2 protein-coding genes (1 of these 2 only partly in view) are annotated in these 21,080 nt (G+C 59.2%); both read right to left on the bottom strand.

The window, feature by feature from the left end; all coding sequences use genetic code 11:
• Positions 1 to 38: 38 nt before the first annotated feature.
• A complete protein-coding gene (locus AC6RNO_RS08505) occupies positions 39 to 14,795 on the bottom strand; it encodes an amino acid adenylation domain-containing protein (RefSeq protein WP_497105188.1) in 14,757 nt (4,918 codons plus the stop codon).
• 95 nt (positions 14,796 to 14,890) lie between these two features.
• Positions 14,891 to 21,080, bottom strand: partial view of a non-ribosomal peptide synthase/polyketide synthase gene (locus AC6RNO_RS08500; RefSeq protein WP_497105187.1) — the final stretch only. It continues 21,176 nt past the right edge of the window; only the last 6,190 of its 27,366 coding nucleotides appear in the window; the start codon falls outside the window, past its right edge — the gene reads right to left on this strand; its stop codon occupies positions 14,891 to 14,893.

Below are 21,080 nucleotides of genomic sequence, written 5' to 3'. Positions count from 1 at the left end.
GCGGCAGCGCACCCGCCAGAGGCGGACACGGGCTCTCATCAGAATGCAAAATCGATGGAATTTTGTAAAAGCGCACGGTTGTCCGGGCTGGCACCATGCCCCAAATCTCGGATAATCCGCGACGGATCTCCGGCGATTTCGGCAAGCAGCGCAAGGAAATCGTCCCGTAAATTTTCAACTGCATATTTGCCGAAAAGCTTTGTGCAATATTCAAGCGAACCTCGAAGCTCTTCCTCATCCCAGCTCATCGACAAGGTCAAATCGAATTTGGCGACGCTATGCTCCTGTTCGTAAGCGCGGAAAGCAAGGGATTCGATCGAAGCGTCCGCCCGTTCGGTATTTTCCATGACGAACACGGTATCGAACAACGGATTCCGGCTCGGATCGCGCTCGATCGGCAGCCTGTCCAGCAGCTCTTCAAGCGGATAGCTCTGGTTATCGAAAGCTTGCAGCGTCCGTTCCTTCACTTCCAGCAGGAAATCGATAAACCGCTTATCTCCGCCCGGGAAATTGCGCAGCGCCAGCGTATTGACGAACATGCCGACGATCGGATCGAGATCCGCATGCGAACGCCCTGCGACCGGAGTTCCGACGATGACATCCGCCTGTCCCCCGTATTTGGCGAGCAGAACGTTGAAGGCCGAAAGAAACAGCATGAAAGGCGTGCTTCCCGAATCGGCGGCCAACTTCCGCAGCTGCTCAGCCAGTTCCGGTTCGACCGTAAACTGCAGCAGCGCGCCTTCGAAGCTGCGGATTTGCGGTCTCGCATAGGCGATCGGCAAGTTCAGAACCGGCAGTTGTCCGGTAAATTGGTTCAGCCAATAAGCTTCCTGCTTCAAATAGCTTTCGGACGCAGCGGCTTTCTGCTGCCAAACGGCGAAATCTTTATATTGAATGTCCAGTTCCGGCAGCTCAAGCCCTGCATACGACTGCGCAATCTCGCGGACGATAATTTCGGATGAAGCGCCGTCGGAAATAATATGATGCATGTCGACCATCAAAATGTGGCGCTCTGGCCCAAGCTCGATAAGGCCGGCGCGGAACAGCGGCGCTTCCCGCAAGTCAAAGGGACGCACGAATGACTGAATGTATATTTCCGCAGCGTCCGGAGCCGCTTGAATAAACTCCAGCGTGAAATCGGCTTCCGGTTGAATCCGCTGCGAAATTTCTCCGTTCACGGTTTCAAAGCTTGTCCGCAGCGATTCATGACGCCCGATCAGACTGCGGAACGAGTTTTCCAGCCGTTCGCGGTCCAGCGGTCCCTCCACGCTTAGGACGGTCGGCATATTATAGCTGACCTCTCCGCCTTCGACATGACTCAGTATATACAGCCGCTTCTGGGCGGAGGATACCGGGTAATAAGGCATCTTCTCGGCCTGAGGTATGCGGAAATACTCACTTTTTTCCACATTCCCCAAATGGCGGGCCAACTTCTCGATCGTCGGCGCCTGGAAAATGTCCTTGAGCGGAACTTGAATGTTCATTTCTTTATACATTCGGGTCGCCAAAGCCGTAGCCCGCAGGGAATGGCCGCCGATCTCGAAAAAGTTGTCGGTGATGCCGACTTTCGGCAGACGGAGCACTTCCTGCCACAAGCGCGTCAAGTGGATCTCCGTCAGCGTTCGCGGAGCCACATAGACGGCTTCCGCCTGTACGCTCGCTTCCGGTGCGGGCAGCGCCTTGCGGTCGATTTTGCCATTCGGGCTGAGCGGCATCCGCTCCAGCTGGATCAAATAAGTCGGCACCATGTAGGCCGGCAGCGTCTCCGCCAGCCTGCTGCGCAGCTCGCTGGCAGGCAGCTCCGTCTCCGCTACGTAGTACGCGCACAGCAGCTTTTGGCCGCTCTCGTCCGCGCGGGCGACGACGACCGCTTCATCCACGTGCTCCACGTTCAGCAGCTGCGACTCCACTTCGCCCAACTCGATCCGGTAGCCGCGGATTTTCACCTGGTGGTCGATTCGGCCCAGGTATTCGATGTTGCCGTCCGGCAGCCAGCGCGCCAAGTCCCCGGTCCGGTACATCCGGCCCCCGTCCGCGAACGGATCGGACACGAACTTCTCCGCCGTCAGCTCCGCACGGTTCAGGTAGCCCCGCGCCACGCCGACGCCGCCGATGCACAGCTCCCCGGCCACGCCCACAGGCTGCAATTGCAGCTTGCCTTCCTTCATGATGTACAGCCGCGTATTGTGGATCGGCTTCCCGATCGGGATGACCGGATAATGTACATCCGGCTCGCAGTCGAAGTACGACACGTCCACCGTCGCTTCCGTCGGTCCGTACAGGTTGATCAGCCGCGCGCGGTTCACCCATGCTACCGCCTGCTGGAACCGGGCCACGTGCTGCGGCGGCAAAGCTTCGCCGCTGGCGAATACTTGGCGCAGCGTCCCCAGTTGCCCGGCCAGCTTCGCTCCCGGCTGCTGCTCCGCGTAATCGAGGAACGCGTGCAGCATCGCAGGCACGAAGTGCATCGTCGTCACGCCGCTGCGCTCGATCGTTTCCAAAATCCGCTCGGGGCTCTTCTCGCCCCCGACGGATAGCAAGCACATGCTGGAGCCGACCATCGCCCACCAGAACAGCTCCCACATCGACACGTCGAACGTGAACGCCGTTTTTTGCAAAATGACGTCGCTTTCGCCGATCGGATACCGCTCGTGCATCCACAAAATCCGGTTGATGACCGAGTGGTGCTCGATCATAACGCCCTTCGGCTTGCCCGTCGAACCCGACGTGTAGATTACATAAGCAACGTCGCGAGGCCCGGCGAGCGGCTCCAGAGGCGAGCCGTCGTGCGTGTACGCGCCGCTGTCGTTCAGATCGATCAGCCCGGCCGCTTCCGCAGCGATGGCCGGCAGACGATCGAGCACATGCCGCTGGCTGAGCAGCACCTGTGCGCCGGAATCCTCGAGGATGTAGCGAATCCGCTCCTCGGGATACTCGGGGTCGATCGGCACGTAGGCGCCTCCGGCTTTCAGAATCGCGTAGATGCCGACGATCATCTCCATCGAGCGCTCGGCCAGGATACCGACCTTGCCGTCCGGCCCAACGCCTGCGGCGCGCAGCGTGCGGGCCAACCGGTTCGCCCGCTCGTCCAGCTCGCCGTAAGTCATCACGGCGTCTTCGAAACGCACCGCCGGCTTATCCGGCGTGCGCGCAGCGTGCTCTTCGAACAGCGCGTGAATCGTCGTATCGCTCGGATACGCCGCCGCCGTGTCGTTGAACTGCTGCAAAATTTGCTCCCGCTCCCGGGCCGTCATCACTTCAAGCTCGCCGAGCTTCAAGCAAGGATCGCTCAGAACGCCGTCGATCAACTGCCGGAAATGCAGCGCCATCCGCTCTATAGTCTCCCTGTCGAACAAGGCGTCCGTATATTGCAAGCTGCAAGCTACGATATCAGCGTCCTCGACAGCTTCGAACGTCAAATCGAACTGTACGGCTTTGTGGCCGTTCGGATAAGGCTCGACCTGCAAATCTTTGAAGCTCTTCTCTTCCCGCTGTCTGCTCTGCATGACGAACATCGTGTCAAACAGCGGATTGCGGCTGAAATCCCGCGGAATATCCAAACGCTCAATCAGCTCTTCAAAAGGGTATTCCTGATGCTCGAACGCTTGCAGCACCCGGTTTTTGACCTCTTTTACATAATCCGCAAACGTTTGGTCTCCCGACGGATTCATGCGGAGCGCCAGCGTGTTGACGAACATCCCGATCAGCGGCTCCAGGTCCGGATGCGGCCTGCCGACGATCGGCGTGCCGACCACGAGGTCGTCCTGCCCCGTGTAAGCGTGCAGCAGCGCGGTATATGCGGCAAACAGCACCATGTACATGGTCGAACCGGTTTGCGCCGCCAATCGCTTGAGCGCATCGGTGCGCTGCTCGTCAAGGATGAACGGAACCGTATCGCCCCGGAAGCTGCGGGCGGCCGGCCGCGGATAATCCGTCGGCAGGTTGAGCGCGGGAATTTCCCCGCGGAAGGCATCGAGCCAGTACGCTTCCTGCGCTTCGATCCGCTGCTGCTGATCCGCCCCCGCTCTCCACACCGCGTAATCCTTATACTGAATCCGCAGCGGAGGCAGCTCTTCGCCTTCATACAAGCGAATCCATTCGTCGACGAATATTTCCATCGAAACGCCGTCCGTAATGATGTGATGCATATCAAAAAGCAGCAGATGCCGCTGCGGCTCAAGCGCGACAAGCTGGACTCTCCACAGCGGAGATTCCGATAGACGGAAGGGCCGTATAAAGCTGCGAATGACCGCCTCCGGATCGTCTTCGCCGATATGTCTTTCCTGCAGGCTGAACGCCGCTGCCGGATGGATGCGCTGCAGAGGCTCCCCGCCGCTCAGCTCGAACCCGGTGCGAAGCGTACCGTGACGGGCGATCAATTGCCCGAAAGCTTGCTCCAGGCGCTTCGCGTCAACATTGCCGATGAGCGTCACGACGCCCGGCATATTGTAAGCAAGCGCCCCCTCTTCAAGCTGGTGCAAAATATACAACCGCTTTTGCGAGGAAGTTAACGGATAATATTCGCTTGCCGGCGCAAGAGGTATGGACGTATAGTCGGCCTGCTCCATACCGGATATCGCAGCCGCCAACTGCTCGACGGTCGGATGCTGGAATACGTCTTTCAGCGGAACGATCCGGCCCAATTCTTTTTGCAGTTGGGCGACTAACGCAGCCGCCCGCAGCGAGTGCCCGCCGAGCTCGAAGAAATTGTCCGTTATGCCGATTTCGGAAATGCCGAGCACGTGCTGCCAAATATGAACCAGCTTCGTTTCCATCTGCGTGCGCGGAGCTATGCGGGAGTCGCCTGTCTGATTCCCGCTCTCGGCCGGCAGCGCTTTGCGGTCGATTTTGCCGTTCGGCGTCAGCGGCATTTCGCCAAGCTGGATGAAGTACGAAGGCACCATGTAGCCGGGAAGCTCGGCGCCCAGCGCAGTGCGCAGCTCCTGGGCCGATACGTCCCTGTCCGCAACGTAGTACGCGTACAGTTGGTTTTGTCCGGCGGCGTCTTCCCGCGCGATAACGATCGTCTCCCGCACAGCCTCGGCCTGCAAAATTTTGGCTTCCACTTCGCCAAGCTCGATGCGGTAGCCGCGTATTTTCACCTGATGGTCGATCCGGCCCAAATATTCGATCCTGCCGTCGGAGAGCCATCTTGCAAGGTCCCCCGTCCGGTACATGCGTTCCCCGCTGAACCGGCTGACGACGAACTTGTCCGCCGTCAATTCCGGCCGGTCGTGGTAGCCTCTGGCCAGTCCTGCGCCTGCCACGCACAGCTCGCCCGGCACGCCCGCCGGCAGCAGATGACCCTCCGGGTCTACCATATAAACGTGGTGGTTCGGCATCGGACGCCCGATTGAAATCAAACGGTCCGCGTCCGGATCGGACGAAACCGGCCAAATCGAGGTTGCCACGGAATTTTCGGTCGGCCCGTACCCGTTATAGTAAGCGAGCTTGTCTTTCCACTTCTGCACCAGCTCTGCGGACGAAGCCGAACCGGCGGTAAACAAAATGCGCAAGCTCGGCATCGCATCCGGCTCCAGATACACCGCATAAGTTGGCGGCAGCGATGCGACGGTAATGGCATGTTCGCGCATATAGCTCTCGAACAGCTGGTAATTCAAAATCGTTTCGGACGTCGGCACGTACAACGTCGCGCCGCAGAACAGCGCCTGGAACATATCCCAGCAAGCGGCATCGAAGGACAGGCTGGCGAACAGCAGCGTACGGTCCGACGGGTTGATACGAAGCGTTTCATCGTAATAAGCTTTCAGATTCGTCAGCCCGTGATGCTCGACCATAACCCCTTTGGGCTTGCCGGTCGTGCCCGACGTGTAGATCACATAAGCAAGGTCGCCTGGGCCCGCTCCATATTCCGGATTCGTTCCGCCCTCGCTATAAACGCCCGGGTCGTCCAGCAGGAGCACGGAGCTCGCCGTATCGCCGATCCGCGCCGCAAGCCGCTCTTGCGTGAGCAGCAGCTCCGCGCCCGAATCTTCCAGCATGTAGCGGATGCGGTCTTCCGGATATTCCGGGTCAATCGGCACATAGGCGCCTCCCGCCTTCATAATGCCGAATACGCCGACGATCATGTCAAGCGACCGCTCCGCCATCAGCCCGACCAGACGATCCGCCCCGACGCCTCTCTCCCGCAGCGCACGGGCAAGCCTGTTCGCCCGCTCGTTCAGCTCCCGGTACGTAAGCTGCTCGCCTTCGAAGTAAACGGCAATTTGCTCCGGCGTCCTTGCCGCTTGCTCTTCCAGCAGCCCGTGAATCGTCTTGTGTTGCGGCGACGGCATCGCCGTATCGTTGAAAATCTCAAAAATTTGCGCCCGCTCGTCAGCCGTAACGATTTCCAGCTCGCTGACCGCAGCGCCCGGATTGCCGACGGCCTGCTCCGTCATATAAAGCAAATGCTGGCCGATCCGCTCCACCGCTGCCGGGTCATAGATGCGTTCGTTGTACTCGAAACGAATCTGCAAATTATCGCCCGGCGTGACGATCAGATTGAAGTCGTAATTCGTCTGCTCCATCATTTCCACATGGGAAATCTCGAAGCCGTTTTCCCCGCCGTCGCTGAGCTGCTCCATTTGCGCTTCCATCGGGAAGTTTTCGAACACCATAATATGGTTGACGAGATCCTGCTTCTGCTCGGTCAAAGCTTGAATTTCATAAAGCGGATGCGAATCATGCACATGCGATGCCAACGCCTGCTTTTGAATGCGTATGGCCAATTCGTCGAACGTATCCCCTGCCTCGCGCAAAATCCGTACAGGAATCGTATTGATAAACAATCCGATCATGTTCTCGATGCCCGGAATTTCCGCCGGACGCCCGGACACGACGCTGCCGAAAACGACGTCTTTGCTGCTGTTGTATTTTTGCAGCAGAAGCCCCCAGACGGTTTGCAGCAGCGTGTGGATCGTCACCTGATGCCCTTTCGCAAAACGGTTCATCCTGGCTGTCAAATCCGTGCCGAAATCGCAGTAATGGCTTGCGAAGCTTTGCCCTTCGGCCTTGCCTTGCAGCCTGCCTGTCGGCAGCACGGTCTGATTCTCGTAACCCGCCAAATACTCGTTCCAGTACGCGGTGGCTTCGTCTTTATCGCGCGCTTCCAACCATTCGATATAACGGCTGTACGGCGTCACCGGCGCAAGCTGCGGCGTCCGCTGCCCGATCATGGCATGATACAGCTCGAACACCTCTTCCGAAACGAGCGACAAACACCAGCCGTCCATCAAAATATGATGGGAGCTCCAGATGAAGCGGTAGTCGTTCTCCCCGGTGCGCAGCAGGGCGACCCTCATCAAAGCGTCCTGCGTCAAGTCAAAGCCTTGCCGCTTGTCTTCGCTCATCCGGCGCTCGACATAAGCTTTCCGCTCCGCTTCGGGCATCGCCCGCAAATCTTCGTAATGAAAACCGCCGCGCTTGCTGCGGAATACAAGCTGCAAAGGACGGTCTCTCCAGCCGACGTATACGTTCGTGCGGAAAATCTCGTGCCGGTTCATCAGTTCGGCGAAGCTTTTTTCGAACGTCTCCGCATCGAAGCGGCCGTGCAGGTCAAACGTCGTCTGCTCAAAATAGGCTGACGAGCCGGCGTCCAGCATGCTGTGGAACAGCATGCCCTGCTGCATAGGCGTGAGCGCGTATATATTTTCGATTTCGCCTATATGCCGCGTCGCCGCCACGATCCGCTCCAGTTCTTCGGACGTCATCCCTTTGATCGAGAGGTCGCTAGGCGTCGCTTCCGATGTTTCCCGCGCCGAGCAGTGAAGCACGACCTCTTGCAGGCTGTCATGCAGAAGCGCAGCCAAACGCTCCATCGTTTCCTTGCGGTATTGTTTGCGGCTGTAGCTGATCGTCAGCGACAGCTCGCCGCCCGAAATCATCCCGTTGATGTCCAGCGAATACGTTCTGGCCGCTTTCGCGCTGATGGGGTCCCCGCCGGAATAAGGCGATATGTCCAACGTGCCGCCGGCAAGGTCCTGATCGAACTGGCCCAGATAGTTAAAGCTGATTTCCGGCTCAGCGCCAAAAGCTGCCGAGTTGGCGGCTTCGGACAAGTACCGCCAAATGCCATACCCGACGCCTTTGCCGGGCACGGCGCGCAAGTTTTCTTTCACCGTCTTGATGCGCCCGGATACATCCGTGTTTGCGCCCATGTCGAGCACGACCGGGTATTGGCTCGTAAACCAGCCGACCGTACGGGAAATATCGATATCCGGCATGATCGCTTCGCGGCCGTGTCCTTCCAGAGTGACGGCTACGCGTTCGATGCCTGACCAGGCGTGAACCGCCATGCCCAGCGAGGTCAGCAGAAGATCGTTCATTTCGGTGCGATAGGCGCGGTGCGCCTGCTTCAGCAGCAGCTCCGTCGTTTCCTCCGTCCATGTGACGGTCACGACTTCGCTGTCGCCGATCAGGGAGTTCGGACCTTCGCTATCTTTCGGCAGAGCCGAATAGCCGGCCCGTTCGATCCGCTCCCAATACGCGTGCTCGCCGGCGAGTTCCGGACGATTCGCATATTTGTGAAGCCGGCTTGCCCACAACTGGAAGGAATCCGTCTTTTGCGGCAGCCGGATCGCCTGCTTGCCTAGCGCCTGCTCATACGCGGTTGCCAGATCCTCGAACAAAATCCGCCAGGAGACGCCGTCCACGACCAAATGGTGAATGGCGACGAGCAGATGGTCTCCGTCTTTGCAGCGGAACAGCCCCAGGCGCAGCAGCGGCCCTTCGCTCAAGCTGATGCCGCCTTGAATGAGGCTTGCTTTCGCCTCGATCGCCGCTGCAGGCTCAGCCTCGTCTTGCAGATCGACGATTTCCAAACTGAATGGCTCGCCCTCGTCAAGCCCCCGGTACCAGACCCCCTCGCCGCGAATGACAAGGCGCAGCGCGTCATGATGCTCGGCCAGCTTGCTGACCGCTTTGCGAAGCGCTTCTTCGTCAAAGCCCGATTTGCGGTAAAGCAGGACGGCCTGATTGTGGTGATGCTCCTCTTCATAGGCTTGCTCAAAAAACCAGCGCTGCACGGGCGTCAACAACGCCGCGCCGGTTGCGGCGCCCTGATCGGCGATGCGGCTGACCCGCTGCACATACGGACTCAAGGCTGCGACGGTCGGATTTTGAAACAGATCCTTCATTTCCATCCGGTAACCGGCTTGATACAGTCTGGAGGAAACCTGCAGCGACCGAATCGAATCGCCGCCAAGCTCAAAGAAATTGTCGCGGATGCCGACAGTCCTGACGCCGAGTACCGCCTGCCACACTTCGCAGAGCGTCTGCTCCACGGCCGTGCGGGGCGCCGCATATTCGGCTCCTCCCGCGAAGCCGTCATTTTCCGGCACCGGCAGCGCTTTGCGGTCGATTTTGCCGTTTGGCGTAAGCGGAAGCCGCTGCAATGTCATCAGCCGCGCAGGCACCATGTGGGCAGGCAGCGATTGCTGCAAGTGCGCTTGCAGCGCCGCCAGATCAAGCGTCTCTCCTCCGGAGGCCGCATACCCGCATAAATATTTGCCGCCGCCGTCGTCGGTGCGATCGATAACGACCGCCTGCTTGACGCCCGGAAAACCGAGCATAGCCGATTCGATCTCGCCCAGCTCGATGCGGTAACCGCGAATTTTCACCTGATGGTCCATGCGTCCGATAAAATCCACGTTGCCGTCGTCCATCCACCGGGCCAGGTCGCCGGTCCGATACAGCCGTTCTCCCGGCACAAACGGGTTCGCGACGAACTTTTCAGCGGACAGCTCGGGACGGTTCAAGTAGCCTCGGGCGACGCCGGGACCGCCGATGCACAGCTCCCCGGATACGCCGACAGGCACAGGGTTCAAACCTGAATCAAGAATATAAAATCTGGCATTGAGCGACGCTTTGCCGATCGGCACGCTGCCCGCCGAAGGAAGCTTGCTCAAAGGCTCGTCATAGAGGCTGGAATCGATCGCCGCTTCCGTGACGCCATAGCTGTTGATGATGCGGATTTGCGAGCCGTAGCGCTCCTGCAGCCTGCGGTAGTCTGCAACGCTGCAGCTGTCCGAGCTGGTGATGAGCAGGCGCAGGGAGCCGATATCCAGCTGCTCGGCTGCGACGTGCTCCATGAACGGAACGATCAGCGCAGGCGTCGATTCAAACGCCGTGATTTGGTATTCGTGCAAATAACCGTACAGCTTTACAGGATCGATCCGGTCTTCTTTCCGGCAAATGAACATGGAGCCGCCGTTCAACAGCGTCCTTGCGATATCACCGGTGAATACGTCGAACGAGAAGCTGGCAAGCTGCAGCAGCCGAAGCGGGAACTCCAGCAAGCGGTACTCCCGGCGGTAGGCAAACGCCGTGTTGACCAGACTCCGGTGTTCGATCATGACGCCCTTCGGGCGCCCCGTCGTTCCCGACGTATAGATCACATATGCCAAATCGTCCGGCGCATTGACATTCGGACAATCGGCGGCCGAGCCCGCATAGACGGACTCGTCGTCGAGGCACAGTACGGCCCGCCGCTGCTGAGCCGGTTCAGTCTCGGCCTGCTCCGCAAGATGCAGCAGATGAGACTGCGTCAGCAGCACGGCAGCGCCGCTGTCTTCCAGCATGAACCGGATGCGTTCAGGCGGATAATCGGGGTCAAGCGGCACGTAGGCGCCGCCCGCTTTCCATACGGCGAGCACCGCCACGATCAGCAGAGTGCTGCGCTCGGCGAGAATGCCGATCCTGTTTTCCCGGCCGATGCCTGCTTCGCGCAGCGTTTGCGCCAGCCTGTTGGCCCGCTCGTTCAGCTCGCGGTACGTCAACCGGTTTTCCGTATCGCTGACAGCCAGACGTTCGGGGGTCCAAAGCACTTGCTCTTCGACGTAGACATGAAACGGCTTTTCAAGCAGCGGCTCCAAACCTTCGGCGCCTTTGCCGCTAAATGCATGCAGAAGCTGCGCTTTTTCTTCAGCCGCAATGAAATCGAGCGCGGACAAAGGAAGCTGCGGATTGCGTGCAATGGACGCCAAAATTTGGATGTAATGATTGGCGAGCCGCTCTGCCGTCGCTCTTTTGTAAATCGCTGTCGCATACTCCAGATGGAACGCGATGCCGTCTTCCTCTACAGCGCCTTCCAGAGAAAGATCGAATTTCGCGACGGAGTCTTCACGCGGATAAGCGGAAAAGCGAACATCCTCAAAGCTCGCGTCTGTCAGCTCCGCATTTTTCAGCTCGAACATCGTATCGAATAAAGGGTTGCGGCTCATATCCCGTTTGAGCTGCAGCCTGCTGACCAGCTCTTCGAACGGATACGCCTGATGCTCGAACGCGCTCAGCGTTTTTTCCTTTATGTCCTGCAAAAAGCCGTAAAACGTTTTGTCCCCAGCCGGGTAGCTGCGAATCGCAAGCGTATTGACAAACATGCCGATAAGCGGCTCCAGGTCGGCATGGATGCGTCCGGCAACAGGCGTGCCGACGACGATATCTTCTTGCCCCGTATATTTATGCAAAAGGGCTGCATAAGCGGCGAGCAAAACCATATAAAGCGTGCTGCCGCTCCGCGCCGCCAATTGACGCAATGCGTCGCTCGTTGTCCGGTCAACGGCAAACCGAACGCTGTCCCCTTCAAAGCTCTGCACGGCGGGACGCGCAAAATCGGCTTTGAGATCGAGCGTCGGCAGCTCGCCCTGAAACGTGTCCAGCCAGTACGCCTGCTGCTTTTGCCATTCTTCGTTTTGCATGTTCGCCTGCTGCCACACCGCATAATCCTTGTATTGATTGCGCAGCGGCGGAAGCTGCCCGCCGTTGTAAAGCAGCGCAAGCTCATGGATGAAAATGTTTAGCGAACCGCCGTCCGACACGGTATGGTGCATATCGATCAGCAGCAAGTAACGCTCTGCCCCCTGCTCGATCAGTCCCGCCCGCAGCAAAGGAGCCCGGGTAAGGTCAAACGGTCGCACAAAGTTTTGAACCGCCGCCTCCGTCTGGTCTTCGTGCGCGCGGATATCCTCTATAGCGAATTCGGCATGCTCATGAATGCGCTGCACGGGCTCTCCGCTTACAAGCTCAAAGCTCGTTCTCAGCGTTTCATGCCTTGCAATCAGCTTGCGGAACGCCTCCTCCAGACGATTGCGGTCCAGCGGCCCTTCCGCCAGGACGACCCCCGGCATGTTATACCCCAGCGCTCCGCCTTCCAGATTGCTTAAAATGTACAGCCGTTTCTGCGCCGAGGAAACAGGATAATACGCGCTCTCCGGCGCATTCGGAATCGCGGCGAGCATGCGGGTTTCCTTGCTTTCGATCCTTTGCGCCATCTGTTCGACCGTCAGTGTCTGGAACACGTCGCGAATTTCCAGCTGCTTGTTCATTTCTTTATGAATGCGGGCGACAAGCGTTGCGGCCCGCAAGGAATGGCCGCCGATCTCAAAGAAGTTATCTTTTACGCCGACGCGTTCAAGGCCCAGAACATCCCGCCAAATGTGCGCGAGCTTCATCTCCGTCTGCGTGCGCGGAGCCGTATACTCCGCTTCCGAGCGAACGCTCGTTTCCGGTGCAGGCAGCGCCTTTCGGTCGATTTTGCCGTTCGGGCTGAGCGGCATCCGCTCCAGTTGGATCAAATACGTCGGCACCATGTAGGCCGGCAGCGTCTCCGCCAGCCTGCTGCGCAGCTCGCTGGCCGGCAGCTCCGTCTCCGCCACGTAGTACGCGCACAGCAGCTTCTGGCCGCTCTCGTCCGCGCGGGCGACGACGACCGCTTCATCCACGCGCTCCACGTCCAGCAGCTGCGACTCCACTTCGCCCAGCTCGATCCGGTAGCCGCGGATTTTCACCTGGTGGTCGATCCGGCCCAGGTATTCGATGTTGCCGTCAGGCAGCCAGCGCGCCAGGTCCCCGGTGCGGTACATCCGCCCGCCGTCCGCGAACGGATCGGCTACGAACTTCTCCGCCGTCAGTTCCGCGCGGTTCAGGTACCCCCGCGCCACGCCGACGCCGCCGATGCACAGCTCCCCGGCCACGCCTACAGGCTGCAATTGCAGTGTGCCTTCCTTCACGATGTACAGCCGCGTATTGTGGATCGGCTTGCCGATCGGGATGACCGGATAATGCACATCCGGCTCGCAATCGAAGTACGACACGTCCACCGTCGCTTCCGTCGGTCCGTACAGGTTGATCAGCCGCGCGCGGTTTACCCACGCGACTGTCTGCTGGAACCGGGCCACGTGCTGCGGCGGCAATGCTTCGCCGCTGGCGAACACCTGGCGCAGCGTTCCCAGCTGCCCGGCCAGCTGCGCTCCCGGCTGCTGTTCTGCGTAATCGAGGAACGCGTGCAGCATCGCAGGCACGAAGTGCATCGTCGTCACGCCGCTGCGCTCGATCGTCTCCAAAATCCGCTCGGGGCTCTTCTCGCCCCCGACGGACAATAGGCACATGCTGGAGCCGACCATCGCCCACCAGAACAGCTCCCACACCGACACGTCGAACGTGAACGCCGTTTTTTGCAAAATGACGTCGCTCTCGCCGATTGGATACCGCTCGTGCATCCACAAAATCCGGTTGATGACCGAGTGGTGCTCGATCATGACGCCTTTCGGCTTGCCCGTCGAACCCGACGTGTAGATCACATAAGCGACGTCGCGAGGCCCGGCGAGCGGCTCCAGAGGCGAGCCGTCGGAATCGTACGCGCCGCTGTCGTTCAGATCCATCACCCCGGCCGCTTCCGCAGCGATGGCCGGCAGTCGATCGAGCACATGCCGCTGGCTCAGCAGCGCCTGTGCGCCGGAATCCTCGAGGATGTAGCGAATCCGCTCCTCGGGATACTCGGGGTCGATCGGCACGTAGGCGCCTCCGGCTTTCAGAATCGCGTAGATGCCGACGATCATCTCCATTGAGCGCTCGGCCAGGATGCCGACCTTGCCGTCCGGCCCCACGCCTGCGGCGCGCAGCTTGCGGGCCAGCCGGTTCGCCCGCTCGTCCAGCTCGCCGTACGTCATCACGGCGTCTTCGAAACGCACCGCGATCTTATCCGGCGTGCGCACAGCGTGCTCCTCGAACAGCGCGTGGATCGTCGTATCGCTCGGATACGCAGCCTCCGTGTCGTTGAAATCCTGCAAAATTTGCTCCCGCTCCCGGGCCGTCATAATTTCGATTTCATCGATAGGAGCACCCGGATTCGCCAGCGCTCCGGCGAGCAATTGCTGAATATGAACGGCCAACTGCTCGACAGCTTCCCGCCCGTAAAGACCTTCGTTGTAGATCAGGTTCAACTGCACGCCGGCTTCGTCCATGCCAAACGCAAACTCAAGATCGGAAACGACCGATCCCGGTTCGTAAAACGTATGTAAATGGCGGAAAGAAAACATCGTATGAATAATCGGAGCTCCGCCGGGCTCGTATTGCATATTCAAATCGCCGGCCATTTTTTGCAGCGTCATACTTTGATGGGCGATCGATTCGCTGACCGTCGCGCTCAGTTGGGACAATAGCGATTTATATGACTCCTGCCCGTTCACTTCAGCTTTCAGCAAAATGAAATCGTTCAAAAGCGGCGCATCGGACGTTTTGACCGGAGGCATAGCAAGAATGACATTCGCTTCATTCGTATATTTGTAAAGCAGACAACTTACGCCCGCAAGCAGCAGGTTGGATAATGCGATCGTAGAACCGCCGGCAATCGCGCTCAGCCTTTCGGTCATTCGGGCAGGCAGCGCGCAAGGCACAATGCCGGTTGATTGGGCTTGGCGCTTCAAGTCTCTGCTGCTGGTCGCCGCGCTGTAAGGAACCATGGAGATCGTATCTTCGGCGGCAAATCTATTCGTCCAAAATGCCCGTTGCTTTTTCATCAAAAGAATCCCCCCGGTTCATTTCAAAAAGGATGTTGCAGAGTGCATGCCTCCACGCACGCACTCTGCAATGGGCTGCTCATAACCGGCAGCTGTTAAAAAGAGTACTCAACCGGCTCCATGCTCGGGCCGTCTGTCAGCTCAATGTCGCCTAAACGGATATGCGGCGTTTGCGTGACGATGTTCAGCATCGCGGTAAAGTCGCCGGCAAATTTCCCGATCGTCGACGCCTTAAACAGCTTCGTGCAAAATTCCAGGCTGCAGACGATGTTGTCCGCTTCCTCCATCACGTATAGCGTCAAGTCGAACTTCGCAATGTTGTAATCCATTTGCTGCGAAGCAAAGCGGAGCGATGCGACGTCCAATTCCTGCTGCTCGTTGTTCTGCATGACCAGCATCGTGTCGAACAGCGGATTGCGGCCGGCATTCCTGCTCGCGCCCAGCTGCTCTACGAGCTCTTCAAACGGATACTGCTGGTGCTCGTACGCGTTTAGCGCCTGGTCCTTGACTTCCTGCAAGAAGTCTGCAAACGTTTTGTGTTCCGCCGGATAGTTCCTGATCGCCAGTGTATTAACGAACATCCCGATCACCGGCTCCAGCTCGGGCAGCGGTCTTCCTGCGACCGGCGTGCCGACGATCACGTCCTCCTGACCGCTGTAGTAAGCCAGCAGAACGTTGTAAGCCGCAAGCAGAACCATGAACAAGGTGGCGCCGCTCGCTTCGGCCAACTGATTCAACGCTTTGGACAGCTCCGCATCCAGTTCAAAGTCGACGCGGTCGCCTTCGAAGCTGCGTACCGCCGGACGCGGATAATCGGTCGGAAGATCCAGCTCGGGCAGCTCGCCGGACAGCGCTTCTAGCCAGTAGGAAGCGAGCTGTTCGTGCTGCTGTCCTTCCGTTTTGTGCTGCCAGACCGCATAGTCCTTATATTGGATGCGCAGCTCGGGCAGTTCCTCGCCGCCGTACAATTTCACGAATTCTTGCGTCAAAATGCCCATCGACGCTCCGTCCGAAACGATGTGATGCATATCGAACTGCAGGATGTGACGGTTCGCTTCCAGTTCAATCAGCTCTACGCGCATAAGCGGCGGCTTGCTCAGATCGAAGGCGCGGACGAAGTGATGCATGATGGATTCGGCTTCCGCCTCGCTAGCCCGGACAACCTCCACCGCAAAATTCACCTCATCGTGAATGCGCTGCATCGGTTCCCCGTTCACCATTTCAAATCCGGTGCGCAGCGACTCATGACGGCGGATTAACCGGCGGAACGCCTCTTCCACCCGCTGCTTGTCAAGCGGGCCTTCAACCGTAAGGACATTCGGCATATTGTAGCTGATGTCGGCGCCATCCAGTTGGCTTAAAATGTACAGGCGCTTCTGGGCCGACGTCAGCGGATAATACTCGCTGATGTCCGCAGGGACGATAGCCGCTTGAACAGCCGGTGCCGCTTCTTCAAACAGAACGGCCAGTTGCTCAATCGTCGGGCGTTCGAATACGCCACGCAAAGGCACATGCGCCCCGAGTTCTTTTTGCGCGCGGGCCATCATCGTCGTCGCCCGCAAGGAATGGCCGCCGATCTCAAAGAAGTTGTCTTTCACGCCGACGCGTTCAAGGCCCAAAACTTCCCGCCAAATGTGCGCGAGCTTTATTTCCGTCTGCGTGCGCGGTGCCGCGTAATCCGACTCCGACCGTACGCTCGCTTCCGGAGCAGGCAGCGCCTTGCGGTCGATTTTGCCGTTCGGGCTGAGCGGCATCCGCTCCAACTGGATCAAATAAGTCGGCACCATGTAGGCCGGCAGCGTCTCCGCCAGCCTGCTGCGCAGCTCGCTGGCAGGCAGCTCCGTCTCCGCCACGTAGTACGCGCACAGCAGCTTTTGGCCGCTCTCGTCCGCGCGGGCGACGACGACCGCTTCATTCACGCGCTCCACGTTCAGCAGCTGCGATTCCACTTCGCCCAGCTCGATCCGGTAGCCGCGGATTTTTACCTGGTGGTCGATCCGTCCCAGGTATTCAATGTTGCCGTCCGGCAGCCAGCGCGCCAAGTCCCCGGTCCGGTACATCCGCCCCCCGTCCGCGAACGGATCGGCCACGAACTTCTCCGCCGTCAGCTCCACACGGTTCAGGTACCCCCGCGCCACGCCGACGCCGCCGATGCACAGCTCCCCGGCCACGCCGACAGGCTGCAATTGCAGCGTGCCTTCCTTCATGATGTACAGCCGCGTATTGTGGATCGGCTTCCCGATCGGAATGACCGGATAATGTACATCCGGCTCGCAGTCGAAGTACGACACGTCCACCGTCGCTTCCGTCGGACCGTACAGGTTGATCAGCCGCGCGCGGTTCACCCACGCTACCGCCTGCTGGAACCGGGCCACGTGCTGCGGCGGCAAAGCTTCGCCGCTGGCGAACACCTGGCGCAGCGTCCCCAGTTGCCCGGCCAGCTTCGCTCCCGGCTGCTGCTCCGCGTAATCGAGGAACGCGTGCAGCATCGCAGGCACGAAGTGCATCGTCGTCACGCCGCTGCGCTCGATCGTTTCCAAAATCCGCTCGGGGCTCTTCTCGCCCCCGACGGACAGCAAGCACATGCTGGAGCCGACCATCGCCCACCAGAACAGCTCCCACACCGACACGTCGAACGTGAACGCCGTTTTTTGCAAAATGACGTCGCTCTCGCCGATCGGATACCGCTCGTGCATCCACAAAATCCGGTTGATGACCGAATGGTGCTCGATCATAACGCCCTTCGGCTTGCCCGTCGAACCCGACGTGTAGATCACATAAGCGACATCGCGTGGTCCGGCGAGCGGCTCCAGAGGCGATCCGTCATGCGCGTACGCGCCGCTGTCGTTCAGATCGATCAGCCCGGCCGCTTCCGCAGCGATGGCCGGCAGACGATCGAGCACATGCCGCTGGCTGAGCAGCACCTGTGCGCCGGAATCTTCGAGGATGTAGCGAATCCGCTCCTCGGGATACTCGGGGTCGATCGGCACGTAGGCGCCTCCGGCTTTCAGAATCGCGTAGATGCCGACGATCATCTCCATCGAGCGCTCGGCCAGGATGCCGACCTTGCCGTCCGGCCCCACGCCTGCGGCGCGCAGCTTGCGGGCCAGCCGGTTCGCCCGCTCGTCCAGCTCGCCGTAAGTCATCACGGCGTCTTCGAAACGCACCGCCGTTTTATCCGGCGTACGCGCAGCGTGCTCCTCGAACAGCGCGTGGATCGTCGCAAAGCTCGGATACGCCGCCGCCGTGTCGTTGAACTGCTGCATGATCAGCGTTTTTTCCGCCGGAGTGATCAGCTCCAGTTCGTTCACTTTTGCGTACGGATTATCTGCAATTTGTTCCATGAGCTGGAGCAAGTGATGCTGGATCTGCTCCACCCCGTCGCGATCGTAGACAAGCGCATTGAAACCGAAGTCGATGATCGTTTCGTCGCCCGGCATAACCGTCAGCGTAAAGTCGTAGTTCGTCTGCTCGGACATTTCCGCGTTCAAGATTTCGAACGAATTGCCGTCTTTCTCGCCAAGCTGCTCGATTTGCCGCTCAAGCGGATAATTTTCAAAGATCAGAATGTGGCTGATCAAATCTTGCTTTTGCACGGTTTGCGCCTGAATCTCATAAAGCGGATGCGTATCGAAAGCTTGGGAAGCGATCGCCTGCTCCTGATTCCGTTCCAGCAGCTGCGCGAACCGCTCTTCTCCGGTACATGCGATACGCACCGGAATCGTATTGATGAACAGCCCGATCATGCTTTCGATGCCCGGTATTTCCGCAGGTCTTCCCGAGACGACGCTTCCGTAAACGACATCCGTGCAGTTGTTGTACCTTTGCAGTGCGATGCCCCAAATCGTTTGCATCAGCGTGCTGAACGTAACATGATGCTGCTTCGCGATACGATTCAGCTTGCCGCTCAATTGTTTGCCGAGCACGCTGGTAAGCTTCTCGCCCGCATAGCCCGCCGGTTTCCCGGCGCCAAGACGGTAAGGAATTTCCGTTTGCTGCTCGAACCCGGATAAATACTGCTTCCAGTAATCCGCCGCAAGAACGCTGTCCTGTTTGTCCAGCCATTCGATATAACGGCTGTACGGCGTAACCGCGGCAAGCTCCGGCTGACGGTTTTCAAGGATTGCAAGGTACGTGCCGAACACCTCGTTGTTGATCAGGGACAAGCACCAGCCGTCCATAATGATGTGATGGAAACTCCAGATGAACGAGTATCCTTTCTCGCCCGTCTGCACAACCGCTACGCGCATGAGCGAATCCGCCGCGAGGTCAAACCCGCGAAGCTTATCCTTCGCCGTAAATTCCGCGATATAAGCGTTCTGCTCCGACTCGCTCAGACCGCGCAAATCTTCATAGCGGTACTCGCCGCGTTTATTCCGGTACACCATTTGCATCGGCTCTTCATCCCACGCCTGGCTAATGCCCGTGCGCAGAACGGCGTGCCGCTGCGTCAGCAGCTCCAGGCTTTGGCCGAAGGCTGCGATGTCAAAGCTTCCCGCCAGATCGAACGTCGCTTGCTCGAAATAGGCGCCGGACTGCGGGTCCATCACGCTGTGGAAGTACATCCCTTTCTGCATCGGGGTGAGCGGGTACACATTTTCCAGCTCGCCGATGTGCGAAGTCCGCTCGCGCAGCCGGTCCAGTTCGCCAATGCTCAGCCCTTTCAGCATAATGTCGCTTGGCGTCAATTCCGGCGACTGCTTGGCGGCGCAGTGTTCAATAATTTCCTGCAAGCTTGCGCGCAGCAGCCCGGCCAGTCGTTCTATCGTCGCCCGCAAAAATGTTTTGCCGCTGTACAGAAGCGTAAGCGTCAGCCTGCCGTCCGCGACGATGCCGTTGATGCTCAGCGCGTGGTTCATCACGTTGCTGCCGCTGACGGAAAGTCCTGTCGCAAGCGCAGAAGGCGTAATCCCGCCATCCTGCAGCTCTTGGTCGAATTGGCCCAAATAGTTGAAGCTGATTTCCGGCTCGGCGCGGAGCTGTTCGCTTTCGGACAATCCGGACAAATACCTCAGCATCCCGTATCCGATCCCTTTGCGCGGAATGCTGCGGAAGTCTTCTTTGACCCGCTTGATCCGCTGCGCCAAATCGCCGCCGGGCTCCGTACGGAGAAGCACCGGGTACTGCGTCGTAAACCAGCCCACCGTACGGCTGATATCGATATCCGGACGGACGGCTTCGCGGCCGTGACCTTCCAGACTGACCAGCGCCTGCCCGCAGCCTGTCCATGCATGCAAAGCCATGCCGAGCGCGGTCAGAAGCAGATCGTTCATTTCCGTGTTATAGGCCCGATGAGCCTGTTTCAAAAGAAGTTCGGTTTCCGCATCCGTCCATTCCACGCTGACCGTATCGCTATCGTCGATCGCCACCCTGCTTGTTTGCGCCAAATCTTTGGGCAGCGGCTTGACTTCCGCCCGATCGACCTGCTGCCAGAACGCCAGCTCGCTCTCCGCCGCGGTACTGCCGGCTTCCTGCTTGAGCGTTTGCGCCCAGGTGCGGAACGAATCCGTTTTGCGCGGCAGACGAATGGACTCGCCTCTCGCCGCCTGCTCGTATGCGGCCTCAAGATCTTCGAACAGGATGCGCCAGGACACGCCGTCTACGGCCAGGTGATGAATCGCGATCAAAAGATGATCGCCGTCCGCGCACCGGAACAAGCCCAGCTTCATCAGCGGTCCTGCTCCAAGATCAATCGAGCTTTGCAGTCTGTTCGCAATCGCTTCGACAGCTTCCGCCGCCTGCGGCTGATCTCTGAGATCGTGCGTTTCCAGATGGTACAAGTCGCCATCGTGGGCAGCCCGGCTCCATGCTTCGCTTCCCTGATCGTCCAAGCGGTAGATCATCCGCAGCGCGTCATGATGCTCTGCGATTTTGGAAACCGCGCGGCGCAGCGCCGGTTCGTCGAATCCTTGCGGCCTATGGAGCATCACGGCCTGATTAAAGTGGTGCGGAGCCGCAAATTGCTGCTCCATGAACCACATCTGGATCGGCGTCAACCCCACCGCTCCGGTCACTTCGCCCTGATCCGCCGCATAGCCGGCCGCTTGCAGATAAGGGCCGACTTCCGCAATCGTCGGGTAGGCGAACAGATCTTTCATGTCCAGCTTGTAGCCTTCCTGCAGCAGCCTGGAGGCGACTTGAATGGACTTGATGGAATCGCCGCCGAGCTCGAAGAAGTTATCGTGAATGCCGACGCTTCTCGCGCCCAGAACGCTCTGCCAAATGGCTGCGAGCACCTGCTCGGCCGCTGTACGCGGCGCCGCATAAGCCGACTCCGCCTGATTG

The organism is Paenibacillus sp. sgz302190 (assembly GCF_059820445.1).
The sequence above is the reverse complement of the archived record's forward strand: the minus strand, read 5'-3'. Positions and strand labels throughout refer to the sequence as shown.